This is a genomic window from Tenacibaculum xiamenense, assembly GCF_964513065.1.
GTDB lineage: Bacteria > Bacteroidota > Bacteroidia > Flavobacteriales > Flavobacteriaceae > Polaribacter > Polaribacter xiamenense.
Genome location: NZ_CAZEQU010000011.1, coordinates 38,328 through 54,985, shown reverse-complemented (window position 1 = coordinate 54,985; position 16,658 = coordinate 38,328). Strand labels below are relative to the sequence as shown.

The window sequence follows — 16,658 nt, the reverse complement described above, 5'->3', positions numbered from 1 at the left end:
ACTATAAACTGCCCATGCAGTCTGAGTAATGTTGTTGAAAAACAGTTTCCATAGTGACATCATCATCTAGGTATCCTCCAGATACACCATCGGCATGAGCACCTGCGCTAGCCCAAACATTACAAAAAGATTCTGGCGTATCAAGAATCCCTCCGTTTGTAGCTTTTAATTCTTCTTTACTCAATTTTTTTACTCCTGTTAAATTTTCTAACATTTTTTATATAATTTAAATTAATTTCTTCCAATATAAGGAAAATTTTCTATTTAAAGTCTTCGTCAGAAACACCTTCGTTCACTTTAGCGTCTTTAAGAGTAAAGCTAATTTTTTGTGGTCCAAAACTTCCGGTTTTTTTACTAGGGAATAAAACTCCATTGAACTCTTTATAATCACTAAACGTAGATTCTTGGTTCTGTGTTCTACCTCCCATATTCGTAGTTTGTGCTTCTTTTATTTTTAAACCAGTTTTTACATCAAAGTAAAGCTGTATTGAGATCATTTTCCCTTTGCGGGTAATAACATAAACTTCTTTTCCGTCAAGAGACTCAATACCTGTTAATTTTGATTCTTGATCATTTAAGTAACCAAGTTCAGGAAAAGTACCTAAAGAGAAGTTCATCTCTGTAGCAATATTTGGAGGTAATGGTTGTCCGTTAACTTTAACAGCCTCTTTATTCATAACCATATTCATCATAACGTTTCCGTTCATAGCCATAGCATTTCCGTAGTTTGCTGAAGTTCTTTTTTCAGTACTTTCTATTTTGTTGCCAGCCATTTCTCCTTCATAAACGACTAGTGTAGATTTTAAACCTTTAATCTTATCTGCACCGCCAATAGCGTCAAAATATTTGTTTAAAACCGTTTCTTTAGTAACTCCAGCTGGGATTTCTTTTTTCATTGCTGGCTTAGAAGAAGGATTGGCGTATTTGTCAAAATAGTTAATTTTATAATCTGCTGTTTTTTCAAGATTTGTTAATACATCAATACCTTTACCTGTAATGATAATTCTAGCTTTATCTCCGCGGAAATATTTTAATGCAGCATTTTGAACTTGTTCTAAAGTAACAGCATTAATGTTTTCTAAGTAATTTTCGTAAAAATCTTCAGGTAAATTATAACGAGCTATGTTTAATGCAAAACGAGCAGCTGTGGCAGGCTTTTGAACATTTCTTACAAAACTACCGATATACTCAGCTTTTGAATTTTTCAACTCTTCTTCAGATACTTTTTGATATCTAATTTTATTGATTTCCTTTTGAATTTCAACGACAGCACTATCAGTTACAATGTTTCTAACAGCCGCACTTGCTTTAAAAGTACCTGCTCCTTCTAATTTATTTTGAGAAATGTTTGAATATGAACCGTAAGTGTATCCTTTATCTTCACGAAGATTCATAAATAAACGAGCAGTTCCACCACCACCAAGAATATTGTTGGCTAATAAAGCAGCATAGTAATCTTTATCTCCTAATGTTAAATCAACTGAGTTAATTACAGCAACTTCTGATTGCACCGCATTTGGTACGTCAATAAAGTTAATTTCTGTGGTGCTAACATTTTGAGGTGTCGGAATGTTTGAAGGAGGAATTGTTCCACTTTTCCAAGAACCGAATAATTGCTTTACTAATTTTTTAGTGCTTTTCGGATTGATATCTCCAACAATTACTAAATAGGCGTTATTTGGTTTGTAATAAGTGGTATAGTTGTTTTTTACATCATCTAATGTAATGCTCTTTATACTTTCTTTTGTGATGAATTCACCATATGGATGATTTTTACCATATACTAAAGCATCTTCAACTCTACCTGCAATCGCTTTAACATTTTTCTCATTAGATTTAATTCCCTCTAATGTTCTTTCGACAGATTTATCAAATTCCTCTTGAGTGAACTTTGGATCTTTAATTCCATCGGCCATTAACTCTAATACCTCAGGGAAGTATTTAGTTAAAGAACGTGCATTAGCACCATTACTATTAAAGAAAACTGATGCACCTAAATAATCGATACGTTCGTTAAAATTGTCCTTAGAAATTTTTGAAGTACCGTTCCCTAGAAGACCTCCCATTAGGTCAGATAAACCAGCTTTAGTTCCTTCTGCTACTGGAGGGTTGTCAATGGTTAGTGATGCAGAAACACGAGGAAGTTTATGGTTTTCAACCATAATTACTTTCAATCCATTTGATAAATTGAACTTTTCAGCTTTTCCTAATTTAACTTTAGGAGAAGGACCCGGTTTTGGTTGTACACTTCTGTCTATTTGTTGAGCTGAAACAGCAAAAGACATGGTTACCACTGCTAATGCTGATAATATTGTTTTTTTCATAATATGTCTTGTTACTGAATTATTTTTTTGATTCTGGTAAGTATTCCATTACCAAACGTTGATTCTTATTTAAATACTTTTTAGCCACTTCTCTAATTTCTTCTCTTGTAATAGATCTATAGATATCTATTTCAGTATTAATAAGGTTAGTGTCGCCATATAATACATTAAAACGAGCTAATGAGTTTGCAATTCCTTCAACACTAGAATTTGAGTTTACAAAGTCGTTTTCAAATTTGTTTTGAAGTTTTTGAAAATCCTTTTCTGAAATTAATTCACTCTGAATTTTAGCAATTTCAACATCAATTTCTTTTACTAAATCACTCAATGAATTTTTACCTAAAGGAAGTGCATATAAAATATAAGTACCGTAATCTTCTTGACTTAAGTTAAAGGCTCCCGCTTGTAAAGCCATTTTTTTCGTATCAACAAGTTTTTTGTAAAGTACAGAGCTTTTTCCACTACTTAAATAGGAAGAAATCATGTCTAAAACTCGAGCATCTCTTGTTTTCATAGAAGGTGTTCTATAAGCAGCAACAATAGCAGGAATTTGTATGTTAGGATCATAAGCTTTTGCTGTAAATTCTTTGGTAATAGGATCTTCTTTTGGGAAGTTTCTAACAATATCCTTACCCTTTGGAATTGATCCGAAGTAAGATTTTACTAATTTTTTTGTTTCAGCAATATTAATGTCACCAGCTACAACTAAGGTTGCGTTATTTGGTACATAAAATTTCTTGTTAAAAGCTAAAAATTCTTCCAATGTGGCAGCATCTAGATGTTCCATTTTTCCAATGGTAGTTCCTTTATAAGGGTGTTTCTTAAACATGTGTTTTTTCACATTTTCTAAGAAACGAGAATAAGGTTGATTGTCTACTCTCATTCTTTTTTCTTCCTTTACAACTTCGTTTTGAGTGTCTACTCCTTCTTGTTTAATGATAGGGTGTAGTAATCTTTCAGATTCCATCCATAAGCCTAACTCAAGATTATTCGAAGGAAAAACTTCGTAATAATAAGTTCGGTCGTCGGTGGTGTTGGCGTTATTGGTTCCTCCATTAGATGAAACAATTTTAAACCATTCACCTTTTTTTATGTTTTTCGTTCCTTCAAATAGCAAATGTTCAAAAAAGTGAGCCATCCCTGTACGGTTTGGTTGCTCATCTTTTGCCCCAACATGGTACATCACAGATGTCGTAACAACTGGTGCTGTATTGTCTTGATGTAGAATTACATGCATTCCATTGTCTAAGTCGTACTCCTCAAATTCAACCTTTTGAGCACTTGCCGAGAAGACAAATGCAACAATGGCTGCAAGAGTGAAAACATTTTTTTTCATCGATTACTTTTTAGTTTGTTCTTTATTTTTTGTCAAAAATAGGACGTATTTTGGCTTGATGCGTTACAGCATTTCATAATTATTTTATAATTAAATTTGAAAAGCTGGTTAAAGTATTAATTTTGTGGTTGATAGATTGTTTCTTAAATAAATAACATGTATATTTGCAGCCGCAATTTCCGTAAGGAGTTGTGTATTAATGTATAAACGCAAAATAAAAAGTATGTACGCAATCGTAGAGATAGCAGGGCAGCAATTTAAAGTAGCAAAAGACCAAAAAGTATACGTTCACCGTTTACAAGAAGCTGAAGGATCAGAAGTAACTTTTGATAAAGTAATGCTTATTGAAGATAATGGAAATGTAACTATTGGCGCCCCAGCTATAGAAGGAGCAGGTGTTACTGCCAAAGTATTAGGTCACTTAAAAGGTGATAAAGTAATCGTTTTTAAGAAGAAAAGAAGAAAAGGTTACAAAAAGAAAAACGGACACAGACAATACTTAACTGAGATTCAAATAGAAGGTATTGCAGCGTCTGGAGTTAAAAAAGCAGCAGCTAAGAAAGCAGCTCCTAAAACTGAAGCTCCTAAAACAGAAGAAAAGGCTGAGTCTAACGATTTAAGCTCTAAAACTGTTTCTGAATTAAAGGCTTTAGCTAAAGAAAGAGGTATCAGCGGGTACACTTCTTTAAAGAAAGCTGAATTAATTGAAGTATTAAGTAAATAATTAACGTTAAAAACTTACAAAGATGGCTCATAAGAAAGGTGTCGGTAGTTCGAAGAACGGTCGTGAATCGGAATCGAAACGTTTAGGTGTAAAAATCTTTGGAGGACAAGCAGCAATCGCTGGTAACATTATTGTTCGTCAAAGAGGAACTCAACACAATCCAGGTGAAAATGTATATATGGGTAAAGACCATACATTACACGCTAGAGTTGATGGTGTTGTTAAATTCCAAAAGAAAAGAGATAATAAATCATATGTTTCTATAGTTCCTTTTGAAGCTTAAGAATCAGTACGATTATATGACTTAGAAAGCTGTCCATTTGGATGGCTTTTTTTTGTGCTTTTGTTTAGTGATAAATGTGAATGAATAAGAAAATTAAGTGCAAAAAGAAAAGCATTGCTAATGCAATGCTCCCCAATTTAATTATCATTATTGATTAATCCCCCAATTATCAAAATGATTCCCCTTGTATATTACACTGCAAATATCTGACGAAAATATAATTTAGTGAAACCATAATGTATAATTTGTGAAAGCCTGTGTATAAATGGTAATATTAATGTTATAGTAGGTTTAAGTTTTGTCTTTTTTTTGAATATTTAATGTATTATTCATTTTATTTTTAACTTTTTATGAGGTACATTTGGTAGAAAAGTACCATATGTTAAAAGCTGTTATTGTTGATGATGAACCAAAGGCCATTCAAGGGCTTACTTGGGAGCTATCTAATTTTAGTGATGATATTGAGGTTGTTAAAACATTTTCAGACGAAAAGAAAGCCATTGAATACATAAATACCAATAGTTTAGACTGTCTTTTTCTAGATATAGAAATGCCAACTATGGATGGTTTCCAACTATTGGAAAAACTAAAAAGGAGAGATTTTGCGGTTGTAATTACAACTGCATATAATGAATATGCTATTAAAGCATTAAAAAATCAGGCAATTGATTACTTAATGAAACCAATTGATTCTGATGATTTAGAGGAAACCCTAAATCGAATAAAGAGCTATCATACAAAAACAGATAGTTCTAATAAATTTGAAAAAATATTAACGAGTTTCAATGAACGATTTAATAGAAGAAAGATAACTATCAGTACTGATGGAAAACTTATCTTTTTAGATGAATCCGAAATTGTTTATGTGGAATCTGATGGAAATTACAGCTCTATTTATACCACGCTCAATAAAAAAATTGTTGTAACAAAAAAGCTAAAAGAAGTCAACTTACTATTACCAGAGGATCATTTTTTTAGAATACACAATTCCTATATTATTAACTTAAATAAAATTAAAGAGTTTTTAAAAGCAGATGGATATGTTATTTTAGAAGGAGGTCATAAAATACCTGTGTCAAGACAAAAGAAATCTGATTTTCTTGATAAATTTTAAGACCAATGTATAAACTGGGATTTATATTTTTTTATTTATTTTTTAATACCGTAGCTACTTTTAGTCAGAAAGAACTGGTTAGAAATGATAGCCTTATAAATAGTTTCTTAGAAAAAGATTTTAATTCTTTTTTTGAAGTCCAAAAATTCTTTAGGAAAAAGAAACTAACAAGTGAAGATCGCCATTATTTGCTGGAGCAAAGTATAAAGAACAAAAATAATTATGGGAAGATATATGCCTATAATTCTATTGGTAGAGAGAGTAGAAATAAAACTCTATATAAAGAGTCTATTGAGAATCATATTAGAGCTCTTGAAATCTCGCGAGCCATAAAGGAAGTTCCTGCTGAAATTATCTCTCTAAACTTAATTGGGGTTGTTTATAGAAGGCAAGATAAAATTAGAAGTGCTTTAAATTACCATCAGTATGCACTCGAATTATCAAATAAATATGAAGGAAATCCAGAGGATATAATGCGTAGTAAGAGTATTTCTGAAAATAGTATCGGGAATATATACTTAACTCTGAAACAATATAAACTTGCTCTTGAAAAATTTGAGGTTGCTATTGTAACACAAAAAGAATTAAATGATAAAAGAGGATTGGCTATTAACTATCAAAATATGGGAACGGCCTTTCAAAATTTAGGAGATCTTGATAATGCTTTGGAAAATTACAATCTGTCTTTGAAATATAATGAAGAAACAGATTCTAATTTGGGCCGTGTCATTTGCCACAATAGTATAAGTAACGTGTTACTCATAAAAGGTGAGTATTTAAAAGCTTATGAGACTATTAATCAGGTAAAACCGTTAGTTGACGTTTTAGGAAACAATTACTATGTTTCAGCAGTGTATAATACATTAGGATATTGTCAAGTAAAACTTTTACGATTAAAAGAAGCGCAGGTTAACATAAAAAAAGCATTATTTACTGGTTTAAAATATGGAATTCCTGCACACGTTAACAAATCATATGAGTATTTGTCGGAGATTTATAAACTTGAGGAAGATTATAAACATGCTTATATTTTTTATAAGAAAGCTATTGAAGGTGAACGAAAGACTTTCAATGATAGAAATGTACTGTATGTAAACAACCTAATAAATAAGTACGATAACGAAGTTAAGAATAACAAAATTAAAGGCTTGGCAAAGGAAAATGAAATTACCAAGCTAAAATTAACTCGTAATAGAAATGTATTAATTATTGCTTTGGTTTCTATTGCGTTGTTTGGAGTATTATTATATGCTATTTATGGGCAGCGATTGCTGAATGATGAAAAGAAAATACTGATGTTAGAACAAGAGGCTTTACAGAGTCAAATGAATCCGCATTTTGTTTTTAATGCTTTGAATTCAATTAAACTATACATCATTAAAAACGAGCAGAAAAATGCTGTTTATTATCTGAATAAATTTTCGAAACTTATTAGGAGTATTCTTGAGTCTTCAAAAACAAAGGAGGTAAGTTTAAGTGAAGAGTTAAAAACTATGACATTGTACATGAGTATTGAAAATATTCGTTTTTCTAATGAAATAGATTATGAAGAAAGTGTTGATGAGGGAATGAATACAGAGAAAGTGAAAATACCTCCATTAATTCTTCAGCCTTTTTTGGAAAACGCTATATGGCATGGATTATCTTCAAAAAAAGGAGAAAAGCTGGTAACTTTAAAGGTAAAGAAACACTCTGAAGATTATTATCAAATTGATATTGAGGATAATGGAGTTGGTAGGGACCAGGCATTAAAAATAAAAACTAGTAAATCCCTAAAGAGAAAGTCTATTGGGATTGAGCTTACAAAGCAACGATTGAGGAACTTTGCAGATGGTTTTCAAAACAACTATTCATTAGTGTATACCGACCTCGTGAATAAGAAAGGTGAACCCAAAGGTACAAGAGTTACGTTAAAAATCCCTTTACGTTAAAAATCAAAGGATAACTGGACCCAAACCGGGGATTTTTTCTCAGTGTTTAAATTACTAATTGAAATTCCTAAAAGTCTTACTGACTCTCTTAATGTTTCTTGATAAAGAAGCTCTTTAATGATAGGAAAGAAGTCTTTTTTATCAGAAATAAAGCTGTTGAGTGTTTTACTACGCGTTTGTTGCGTAAAATCGCTGTATTTGATCTTCAATGTGATTGTTTTTCCCTTTGTCTTAGAATTTGTCATTCTCTTCTCCAGTTCATCTCCTATACTACTCAATCGTTCTAACATATATATTTCAGAAGAAATATTATCTGTAAATGTTCTTTCAGCAGCAATTGATTTTCGGGTTCTATCTGGTTTTACCTCACTATTTTGAATACCTCTAACAATATGGTAGTAATGATTGCCAGATTTTCCAAACAATCTTGTTAATTCTTCAAGAGATTTTTGTTTTAAATCGGAGCCATAAAAAATTCCAAGATTACGCATTTTGACCGTAGTAACTTTACCAATGCCATAAAATTTGTTAATGGGTAACTCTTCGAGGAAATTAAGAACTTCATCGGGGTTAATGGTCTTTTGCCCATTAGGCTTGTTGATATCTGATGCTACTTTAGCTAGGAATTTATTAATAGAAATTCCTGCGGAAGCTCTTAATTGTAGTTCAGTCCATATCTTTTCACGTATTTCCTGGGCTATTAAACTTGCTGAAGGGTTTCCTTTTTTATTTTCTGTAACATCTAAATACGCTTCGTCTAAAGATAAAGGTTCAACTAAATCCGTGTACTCATAAAATATAGCTCTAATTTTAGAAGAAATTTCTTTATAGCGAGCAAAGCGAGGTTTTACAAAAATTAAATGAGGGCATTTTTGTCTTGCTAAAACTCCGCTCATAGCAGATCGAACTCCAAATTTTCTGGCTTCATAACTTGCCGCTGAAACTACACCTCTAACCTCACTACCTCCAACGGCTACGGGTTTCCCAATTAGTTCGGGATTATCTAGTTGTTCAACGGAAGCATAGAAAGCATCCATGTCAACATGAATTATTTTTTTAAAAGGTGGCTGGAGTTCCATTTAGTAAAAATAAAAAACTCCCGAGATAATTTTTCGGGAGTTTTTTATTTTAACAAAGAGCTTTTCTATTTAAAAGCTCTAAATATATCATTTCCATTGGCAAATAGTAGTAATGCCAATAATAGAATAAATCCAGCAACTTGGGCATATTCTAAGAATTTATCACTTGGTTTTTTACCAGTTATCATTTCCCAAAGAGTAAATACCACATGACCTCCATCTAAAGCAGGAATAGGCAATAGATTCATAAACCCTAACATAATAGATAAGAAAGCAGTAATATTCCAGAAAGCATACCAGCTCCACTCAGAAGGGAAAATACTTCCAATTGAAATAAAACCTCCAAGCCCTTTATACGCTCCCGTACTAGGATTTACAATTTTCTTTAGTTGTTTTATGTAATTGGTTAATGTAGTCCATGCTTTTGTAGTTCCTGCAGGAATTGCTTCAGTGAAAGAATATGATTTATTTGCTAGAGAATAATATCCTAACTTTTCTAAATCACTAAAACTTAGAGCTGTCCAAACAACTCCTAAGTTTCCTCTTTCAGAAACTTTTACGGCTACATCCTTACTGGCATTATCTCTTTTTACAGTTAATGTTATTTCTTGACCTTTTAAATTTTGAAGTAAAGGTTTTGCTTCATCATAATAGGTAATGCTTGTTCCGTTAATGGCCGTAACAATATCTTTAGGTTGTAATTCTGAATTTGCATTAAGAGAATCCTTCTGAACTTTGGCTATGGTAAAAGGATATCTAGGCATAATAAAAGCTCCGGCGCTTTTACCTCTATCGATTAATTTAGAAATAAAATCCGTTGGAATTTCCTTTTTAATCGTTTCACCCTTTCTTTCGATGGTAAAGTTATTTCCGTTGATAAACTCAATAGGCAGTTGTCCAAACTTCTCTATTTTCTGACCATCAATACTTAAAATTTTATCTCCAGTTTTTAATCCTAAATCTAGAGCTAATGAATCTTGCGCCCAAATTCCGTCTTTTACATTAGAATTAGGTAAGAAATTTTCACCATACCCCCATAATAAACATATATAGATTAGAATTCCCAGAATAAAGTTTACGGTAACACCTCCTAACATGATTATTAATCGTTGCCAAGCTGGTTTCGATCTAAATTCCCATGGTTTTGGTTCTTGCTTCATTTGTTCCTTATCCATACTTTCATCGATCATACCGGCAATTTTAACATAACCTCCTAATGGAATCCAACCGATACCGTATACAGTTTCACCAATCTTCTTTTTAAATAAAGAAAACTTATAATCAAAGAATAGGTAAAATTTTTCAACCTTGGTTTTGAATAGCTTAGCAGGGATAAAATGCCCCAATTCATGAAGAACAATCAGTAATGATAAGCTTAAAATAAATTGAGATGCTTTTATTAAAATTTCCATAAAAGGTGTTATTTCTAGATTTTAAAATCTGACAAATGTACGTTTTTAAAAAGAGTTCTAAAAGTTTGTTATCTAATCAACCTTTTCTTTTAACAAACTTTTTAAATTCACAGGAAAAAAACGATATTTTAAGTCGTATTTTTGTGGTAAATAATTACCTACTAATGGATTTACAGTTCTTTAAAAAATCAAAAAGTACTCTTATATTTTTTTTAGTTTTTATGGCGGTTGGTTTACCTGTGTATTATCATTTGGTAAAAGTTGATAAAAAATTGCCTATTTACAACCCAAATGAGATCAATCCGAAACTTGTTGATAGTTCATTGAGAAGTAAATCAAAGAATCATAGGGTGGCAGATTTTAAATTAATTAACCAGAATGGTGATATTATTACTCAGAAAGATTACGAAGGGAAAATTTACGTAACGGATTTCTTTTTTACACGTTGTCAAACCATTTGTATAATCATGGCAAGTAATATGACTGATTTACAAGAGCATTACAAAGATGACGATGAGGTAGCCTTTTTATCGCACTCCGTAACGCCAACAATGGATAGTATACCTATACTGCGAGCTTATGCTGATAGAAAAGGCGTAATTGATGGTAAATGGAACGTGGTTACCGGAGATAAAAAACATATATACGATTTAGCTCGTAAAAGTTATTTTGCCGTTTTGGATGAAGGTACTGGAGATGAAAATGATTTTATTCATACTGAAAATTTTGTTCTAATTGATAAGGAGCGTCGAATAAGAGGTATTTATGATGGAACAAAAAAAGAAGAAATGCAAAAAATCATTGATGATATTTCAACGCTAAAACAGGAATATAGCGAATAAGTAAAAAGAAAAAGGAGCTTAAAAAGCTCCTTTTTTAGTTTCCATTAGAATGAGATGTACCGTCTACTTTTTTTATGGAGGTAATATTTTCTGAATAATAAATATTATCGCTTTTTTTAATTAAATCCAGCTCTAACTCAACTTTTTTGTTTTCATCGAACAGTTCTACATGCCTAAAACTTTTTACTTTATCATATTCTGTATATGATAAATAAACTGGTAAAATTGAATCTTGGTCAAGTCTTATAAAAATATAAGGTTTATTCAATAATTTCAAATTTCGGAGTTTTTTAAAATAGATAAAAAGCTTTTGTTCTTCAGTTAGTGAATTTTTATTCAACACTAAAGAATCGATTTGTCTATTTAACTTTTCATATTCTTCCTCTGATGCTCCATAAGCACTCATAAAAGATATAGATTTGAATGTGAGATCTGCTCGAGTTTTTATGATATTATTAGATTCACAGGAAATAAGAAAAAGTGATGTTATGATGGTGAGAAGATTAATTGTTTTATTCATTTTAATTACAGTTTCTATTATTAGATATTGCTTGTCCTCCATTCGTATTTCGGACCATTCCACTTGAAAGGTTCATTTGTCTTATTGCTTCACCGAAAGCTCCAGGGGTACTTCCAGAACCTCCTGACCATGAACCTTGTGGGTCAGGTAAATTTATACCGCATAAGGTTGCGACTTGAATAGCGAAGTCAGTACAATTATTGGAGTTAAGATTATAGTTCATGCAATATTGCTCTTGATTTATATTTTTTATTTAATAACACAACAATTACAAGTGAGATTGCCGAATAAATAACAAACTGTTTCACGAAAAAAGCATTCGCAAAATTCCAAAATACCTTAATACCGGCATTTTTGTTAATCCCATACGAACAATCACCATATCTTGATTACTTGATTAGGTAAGATAAAAACATTTTAAACTTGGTAACCATTGAATGATAATATGTTTTTTGGAGCATCAGGATATCTACCTCCAGTATTTAGCCATATGTTATAATAAGGTTTATTATTGTTTTCAAACTTTTAGATTTGCGCTTAAACTGCTATTTATCTTACAATGTTATGGTTTTATTAATTTGGAGTATTTTTTAATAACAGCTTCGTCTTTTTCCCATTTTCATATAAAAGAATAGAGTCTTTTAAAATTTTATTAATTTTAAATTTTTCTATCCTATTTACAATTGGTTTTCCACTAGATTCGCTTAAAAACACTTCCAATAGATAATTTTTATCCGCTTTTATTTTAAATTCTAAATTGTCTTGATGTAGAACTCCTGTTTTTAATTTTATCGAATCGTAGGTTTTTTTAACAGCTATTTCGCCATCTTTATTTAGATTAATATAGGGACCATCATTAATTTTTATAGCTCCATTTAATGGATAATCTAACATATGATAACTATTCTTAATAATGAATCTTAATTTGATAGAATCACTTTTTGAGGTGCTAGTGTTAACTATTTTATAGTTTGATTTATTATTTAATTCTGTCTTGTTATAAATTAATATCAAAGAATCATTTTTTATTAGAAAATTTCCTTCGCCATATTCGATAATACCAATATCTCCAATATGTTCATATTTGAAGTTATTTTCACTAAACTTATAACAAGTAGCAAAGTCTTTATGCTTAGATTTTTTGCAAAAAGTCCCCTCCAGATTAATTTGGGAAAAGACATTGAATGTAATAAAGACAATGAAAATATTAATTGCATTTTTTACCTTTGGCATGTTGATTTCCATTTTGTTCGTTTTCAATTATTCTTTTGATATTATCTCTTGTTATTTGCAATGGTTCTAAAATGATAAAAGAATCTGTTTCTCTTTGATTTCCATTCTCATCTTCATAAAATAACCCTCCATATGCCATTGCTTTATAATATTCCCAGCCTAAATTTCCACCTCCATTATTTCTATCCCATGTGTACAAAGAATATGCCATAGCATTAATATATTGCGCCATAAATTCATGGTGAAATCTATTTGGGTTATCAAAACCATATTTCTTTGCGTATTCTGTAATGGCAGAAATAAAATCGCCGTCAATATTTGGAGGTGTCGTTTGGTGTAATATATAAGCATGTACGCTTTCATGAATCATTGTTCGAGCAATAGACAATGTTGTTGCATTATTTAAATAATTGTTTGAAAAAGTTGTGATAACATTTGGATAATTTCGGTTAGTGACAGCGGCTATACCTCCAATATTATCATTTCTTACGGTGTAATTAATATGATTAGCATTATCAAATAAACTTAAAATTTCACCTGATAATGTAAATGAAGTTGTAATTTGTGGTGTATTGCTAGGGCCAAGAGGGGTTTCATTTTTTAATAAATTAAAGATGTTTTTTGCACAATCATTCGTAAGTTCATTATTAAGTTGCTCTTCCTCATCAACAATTTTTACACAATCATGCCCAATTTTTTGATATCCAATTGGACAGGGTAGTTGATCTCCTGTTTCATTATTACTGCTGCCAGAGTAATTTCTTTGGTCGTTAGCATTAAAATTAGGCCCTCTAGAACCTCCTCCAGTTCTTGAGTCAAAGAAATCTATATACCTATTACCTCCACCTGATACCCAAACCCATCGTGAGTTTGAACCATCGTAAACTGTTTTTATATAAATGTATTTGTTTCCATCAGTATGATAATAAATGGTTCCATCACTACTATTACAGGTATTGCACATATTGTACCAATCGGTATAATTTCTGGTAGTTTCTAAAACATAACCACCGCCTCCTCCAGCACCGGAGCCTGATCCGCTTCCGTCATTTGAGCCAGTACAGTTTTCTATAGGGTTTCCGTTTAAATCGGTGCAATCATCAAAATCTTCGCTAGATGCTGTTCGTGAAAATAATATATCGGTATATTTTCCTTTTCTTTTATCTTTATTTTCATTAAACGAAGCTATTTTATCTCCATTTTGGTAAGTGTAAATATCTTGAATTACTCCTAACTTGTTAAAGATAAACTTCATTCCGCTAAACCTGTTTAAATTAATTTCACTCGGATTAATGTTTAATGAATTTTTAAAAGGCTCATATCTTAGTATGGTAAAATCAACCTGATCCTCTTTTTCTGAAACAATAAGTTTAAAGATGAGTTTTTCCACAAATAAATCCGAACTATTAATGATTGACTCTTTTAATTCGATTGAATACTGATACGTACCACTTTTTTCATCTTTACTTAATTCTAAAATATTTGGTTGATTCCAATTAACATAAATATTATCTTCTCCTAAGTTGAGTTGTTTACTCACTAGTTTAGTATTAAACAACTTTTCAAATTTGTTTTTACGCTGGATATTCTCAGATAAAATTCCATTATCATCGTTTTGGCAATTAAACAATAAAAATGTTAGGGTACATAGCAATGCAGCAATTTTAAATAAACTTGTTGTTTTCATAGGAATAATTTTTTCTCTTCGTACAAGAATTGTTTTAAATTAAAATATAAGCAGGGGGGCAATTTTTTGTTACTCCTAAAAATATAAACAACTTATTAGGAAAACAATACCTAGTTTCCCTGAAATTAAAACTAGGGATTACCCTTAGTTTTTGTTGACGATTTTCAATTTTGAGCTTTTGAAAATAGATTGTACAGGACTATCTACGCTCTTTTTATGGAGAATATTTTGCAATAAGCATAGTGGTTTCGAAGATGCTTGTAATTATGTATAAAAAATAGTATTCCTTGTAGGTAACCACCTATTACAAGGTTATTATAAATATTGTTTCATAGCCCTCTTCTGAGCGAGTTACTTTTTCTTCCCATCATCGTCAAAATTCTTACTAATTTCTTGTTCTGTTTTAATGACAGAAACAGCTAAAGAAAGTAACATTATAGCCATTGGTTGCCAACTTACTTCTTTTGCTAAAAAAACGAATAAGAGTGCCATTGCAAGCGAGATTGCCGAATAAATAACAAACTGTTTCACGAAAAAAGCGTTCGCAAAATTCCAAATGGTCTCGTTTTTCATTGTTTTTGGAGTTCTATACCCATAAATAGAATTGATCTTTTTTGGAGGGAATAGATAAAAAATAATGCTAAAAACAAATAGTAAACCATTAATTGATAACACGTAGTAATAGGGATTCATTCTTTAATGTTTTATGGATGAGATTACAGTTTTCAAAAATACATTAATATCTGCATTTTTTGTTAATCCCATACGAACAATCACCATATCTTGATCAGGTAAAATAAAAACATTTTGCCCTTGATAACCATTGAATGATAACATGTTTTTTGGAGCGTCAGGATATCTACTTCCAGCATTTAGCCATATTTGAGCACCATACCAGCCATCAGAAGTCGGTGTAGGAGTGGTTGCATAATCAACCCAATCTTTATCAAATAAATGATCTCCATTCCAGTTTCCGTTGTGCAAATATAAAAGCCCAAATTTAGCCCAATCTCTTGGTGTTGCCCAAGCATACGATGATCCAACATAATTTCCACTCATGTCAGCTTCTACAATCATAGAATTCATGCCTATTCTGTCAATTAAGGCCTTATACCAGAAATCTAAATACTCTTGATGAGAATCGAATTGTTGTCTCAAAATACCTGATAGTAAGTTGGTGGTTCCCGAAGAATAATTCCAAGTTTCATTGGGTTTTCCAACAAAAGGTTTGTCAATTTGAGTTTTGGTCATGTCTTTTTCTAAGAAAAGCATTTTCGTTACGTCAGAAATAGTATTGTAATCTTCATCCCATTCCAGTCCAGAATTCATTTGTAACAAATTATGAATTGTAATGTTTTTTCGATCATCATTTTGCCATTCTGAAATAGGAGCTTTATCAAATACATTTAGTTTTCCTTGGCATTGTAAAATACCAAACAAGGTTCCAGTAATACTTTTAGTCATAGACCAACCTAAAATCTTAGAGTCCTTATTAAAACCAGTATCATATTTCTCTGCAATAATTTGGTCTTTGTAAATAACAACAACCGCTCTTGTTTTATTAACATTATTGAACATTGATTCCACAGATGTATTCAATATGTCATAATCGATATTAGCAAAAATGGTGTCTTTTTGAGGTCCATTTCCGTAAGGATAAGGAGTTATTAAATCACCCTGTGATCTGTTTGGTATTGGAAATGATTTAGAAGTGTCAAAATCATCACTAACGAGCACACAACCCAGACCTTCACGATACACTGCTTTTCGAGTGAGTAAGCCAAAAGCTGAACCTGATGCTGATTTTTCCGTAGAATTAATTTTGTCAGTGGTTAAATGAATAGGTGAAAAATTATTGTCAGTACTATCCGTAAAAGCAAGTGTTCTATTCGCAACAAAAACGGATGAAGCTGTATTTTTAGCAGAATAACCAGCTAGAATATTTAATCGAGGATAGTTAAAATAGAAAGCAATAGCAACAATAGCAAGTAGAAGTAAAAGGAACTTTTTTAATAATTTCATTATCAATGTTTTTCTCAAAAATACATGATTTTTTTAAATAGAAAGTAAATAAAATCATAAGCTTTATCTAACATGGTTTGTTCTAATATTCTTTACTAGAATATCAATTTGGAATCCTTTTAATATATAGGGTTTTTATAGCTCTATTAGA

Annotated in this window: 16 protein-coding genes; 5 read left to right on the top strand and 11 right to left on the bottom strand. The window is 31.2% G+C overall.

Annotated elements, in window-relative coordinates:
* Position 1: 1 nt before the first annotated feature.
* Genes ACKTTV_RS03515 through ACKTTV_RS03505 form a run of 3 tightly spaced genes read right to left on the bottom strand, consistent with a single transcriptional unit; the run spans position 2 to position 3,660 of the window.
* On the bottom strand, positions 2-214 hold the full coding sequence (locus tag ACKTTV_RS03515) for a hypothetical protein (protein WP_408029429.1): 213 nt from the start codon (positions 212-214) through the stop codon (positions 2-4).
* A 46-nt stretch (positions 215-260) separates the two neighbouring features.
* Positions 261-2,324 carry an insulinase family protein gene (locus ACKTTV_RS03510; protein WP_408029428.1) on the bottom strand — a complete coding sequence of 688 codons (2,064 nt, stop codon included), beginning with the start codon at positions 2,322-2,324 and terminating at the stop codon, positions 261-263.
* A 19-nt stretch (positions 2,325-2,343) separates the two neighbouring features.
* Positions 2,344-3,660, bottom strand: a complete 1,317-nt coding sequence (locus tag ACKTTV_RS03505) for a M16 family metallopeptidase (protein ID WP_408029427.1) — start codon at positions 3,658-3,660, stop codon at positions 2,344-2,346.
* A gap of 223 nt (positions 3,661-3,883) precedes the next feature.
* Between ACKTTV_RS03505 and rplU the strand changes: the two genes are divergently transcribed.
* The 4 genes from rplU (at position 3,884) to ACKTTV_RS03485 (ending at position 7,712) form a co-directional block, all read left to right on the top strand.
* Positions 3,884-4,384: a 50S ribosomal protein L21 gene (rplU, locus tag ACKTTV_RS03500; protein WP_408029426.1), complete on the top strand. Its 501-nt coding sequence runs from the start codon at positions 3,884-3,886 to the stop codon at positions 4,382-4,384.
* A gap of 22 nt (positions 4,385-4,406) precedes the next feature.
* Entirely contained in the window at positions 4,407-4,667 is a 261-nt protein-coding gene (gene rpmA / locus ACKTTV_RS03495) for a 50S ribosomal protein L27 (protein ID WP_408029425.1), read from the top strand.
* A gap of 379 nt (positions 4,668-5,046) precedes the next feature.
* Complete coding sequence (locus tag ACKTTV_RS03490) at positions 5,047-5,781, top strand: LytR/AlgR family response regulator transcription factor (RefSeq protein WP_408029424.1); 735 nt, start codon at positions 5,047-5,049, stop codon at positions 5,779-5,781.
* A gap of 5 nt (positions 5,782-5,786) precedes the next feature.
* Complete coding sequence (locus ACKTTV_RS03485; protein WP_408029423.1) at positions 5,787-7,712, top strand: tetratricopeptide repeat-containing sensor histidine kinase; 1,926 nt, start codon at positions 5,787-5,789, stop codon at positions 7,710-7,712.
* Here ACKTTV_RS03485 and dinB read toward each other — a convergent pair.
* Both dinB and rseP read right to left on the bottom strand, forming a co-directional pair.
* Complete coding sequence (gene dinB / locus ACKTTV_RS03480) at positions 7,709-8,791, bottom strand: DNA polymerase IV (RefSeq protein WP_408029422.1); 1,083 nt, start codon at positions 8,789-8,791, stop codon at positions 7,709-7,711. The genes ACKTTV_RS03485 and dinB overlap by 4 nt on opposite strands.
* Before the next feature lie 65 nt (positions 8,792-8,856).
* Positions 8,857-10,203 (bottom strand): RIP metalloprotease RseP, encoded by a 1,347-nt coding sequence (gene rseP, locus ACKTTV_RS03475; RefSeq protein ID WP_408029421.1) that lies wholly within the window; start codon positions 10,201-10,203, stop codon positions 8,857-8,859.
* Positions 10,204-10,367: 164 nt separating this feature from the next.
* Here rseP and ACKTTV_RS03470 point away from each other — a divergent pair, with 164 nt between their 5' ends.
* A complete protein-coding gene (locus tag ACKTTV_RS03470) occupies positions 10,368-11,045 on the top strand; it encodes an SCO family protein (protein WP_408029758.1) in 678 nt (225 codons plus the stop codon).
* Positions 11,046-11,079: 34 nt separating this feature from the next.
* Here ACKTTV_RS03470 and ACKTTV_RS03465 read toward each other — a convergent pair whose 3' ends face one another.
* From ACKTTV_RS03465 to ACKTTV_RS03440, 6 genes are all read right to left on the bottom strand, one after another.
* Positions 11,080-11,565 (bottom strand): hypothetical protein, encoded by a 486-nt coding sequence (locus tag ACKTTV_RS03465; protein WP_408029420.1) that lies wholly within the window; start codon positions 11,563-11,565, stop codon positions 11,080-11,082.
* A 1-nt stretch (position 11,566) separates the two neighbouring features.
* Positions 11,567-11,788 (bottom strand): hypothetical protein, encoded by a 222-nt coding sequence (locus ACKTTV_RS03460; protein WP_408029419.1) that lies wholly within the window; start codon positions 11,786-11,788, stop codon positions 11,567-11,569.
* Between the two features lie 350 nt (positions 11,789-12,138).
* Positions 12,139-12,798, bottom strand: coding sequence for a hypothetical protein (locus ACKTTV_RS03455; RefSeq protein WP_408029418.1), 660 nt, complete (start codon positions 12,796-12,798; stop codon positions 12,139-12,141).
* A complete protein-coding gene (locus ACKTTV_RS03450; RefSeq protein WP_408029417.1) occupies positions 12,773-14,485 on the bottom strand; it encodes a hypothetical protein in 1,713 nt (570 codons plus the stop codon). Before ACKTTV_RS03450 ends, ACKTTV_RS03455 begins: the two co-directional genes overlap by 26 nt.
* A gap of 351 nt (positions 14,486-14,836) precedes the next feature.
* Complete coding sequence (locus tag ACKTTV_RS03445) at positions 14,837-15,178, bottom strand: SdpI family protein (protein WP_408029416.1); 342 nt, start codon at positions 15,176-15,178, stop codon at positions 14,837-14,839.
* A gap of 3 nt (positions 15,179-15,181) precedes the next feature.
* A complete protein-coding gene (locus tag ACKTTV_RS03440) occupies positions 15,182-16,507 on the bottom strand; it encodes a serine hydrolase domain-containing protein (RefSeq protein ID WP_408029415.1) in 1,326 nt (441 codons plus the stop codon).
* Positions 16,508-16,658 lie beyond the last annotated feature (151 nt).

What these genes read in the sequence shown, in the direction of transcription:
- ACKTTV_RS03465 (WP_408029420.1), bottom strand. Translation starts at nt 11,565, where the DNA reads ATGAATAAAACAATTAATCTTCTCACCATCATAACATCACTTTTTCTT.
- ACKTTV_RS03485 (WP_408029423.1), top strand. Translation starts at nt 5,787, where the DNA reads ATGTATAAACTGGGATTTATATTTTTTTATTTATTTTTTAATACCGTA.
- ACKTTV_RS03515 (WP_408029429.1), bottom strand. Translation starts at nt 214, where the DNA reads ATGTTAGAAAATTTAACAGGAGTAAAAAAATTGAGTAAAGAAGAATTA.
- ACKTTV_RS03440 (WP_408029415.1), bottom strand. Translation starts at nt 16,507, where the DNA reads ATGAAATTATTAAAAAAGTTCCTTTTACTTCTACTTGCTATTGTTGCT.
- ACKTTV_RS03470 (WP_408029758.1), top strand. Translation starts at nt 10,368, where the DNA reads ATGGATTTACAGTTCTTTAAAAAATCAAAAAGTACTCTTATATTTTTT.
- rplU (WP_408029426.1), top strand. Translation starts at nt 3,884, where the DNA reads ATGTACGCAATCGTAGAGATAGCAGGGCAGCAATTTAAAGTAGCAAAA.
- rpmA (WP_408029425.1), top strand. Translation starts at nt 4,407, where the DNA reads ATGGCTCATAAGAAAGGTGTCGGTAGTTCGAAGAACGGTCGTGAATCG.
- rseP (WP_408029421.1), bottom strand. Translation starts at nt 10,203, where the DNA reads ATGGAAATTTTAATAAAAGCATCTCAATTTATTTTAAGCTTATCATTA.
- ACKTTV_RS03505 (WP_408029427.1), bottom strand. Translation starts at nt 3,660, where the DNA reads ATGAAAAAAAATGTTTTCACTCTTGCAGCCATTGTTGCATTTGTCTTC.
- dinB (WP_408029422.1), bottom strand. Translation starts at nt 8,791, where the DNA reads ATGGAACTCCAGCCACCTTTTAAAAAAATAATTCATGTTGACATGGAT.
- ACKTTV_RS03450 (WP_408029417.1), bottom strand. Translation starts at nt 14,485, where the DNA reads ATGAAAACAACAAGTTTATTTAAAATTGCTGCATTGCTATGTACCCTA.
- ACKTTV_RS03445 (WP_408029416.1), bottom strand. Translation starts at nt 15,178, where the DNA reads ATGAATCCCTATTACTACGTGTTATCAATTAATGGTTTACTATTTGTT.
- ACKTTV_RS03455 (WP_408029418.1), bottom strand. Translation starts at nt 12,798, where the DNA reads ATGCCAAAGGTAAAAAATGCAATTAATATTTTCATTGTCTTTATTACA.
- ACKTTV_RS03460 (WP_408029419.1), bottom strand. Translation starts at nt 11,788, where the DNA reads ATGAACTATAATCTTAACTCCAATAATTGTACTGACTTCGCTATTCAA.
- ACKTTV_RS03510 (WP_408029428.1), bottom strand. Translation starts at nt 2,324, where the DNA reads ATGAAAAAAACAATATTATCAGCATTAGCAGTGGTAACCATGTCTTTT.
- ACKTTV_RS03490 (WP_408029424.1), top strand. Translation starts at nt 5,047, where the DNA reads ATGTTAAAAGCTGTTATTGTTGATGATGAACCAAAGGCCATTCAAGGG.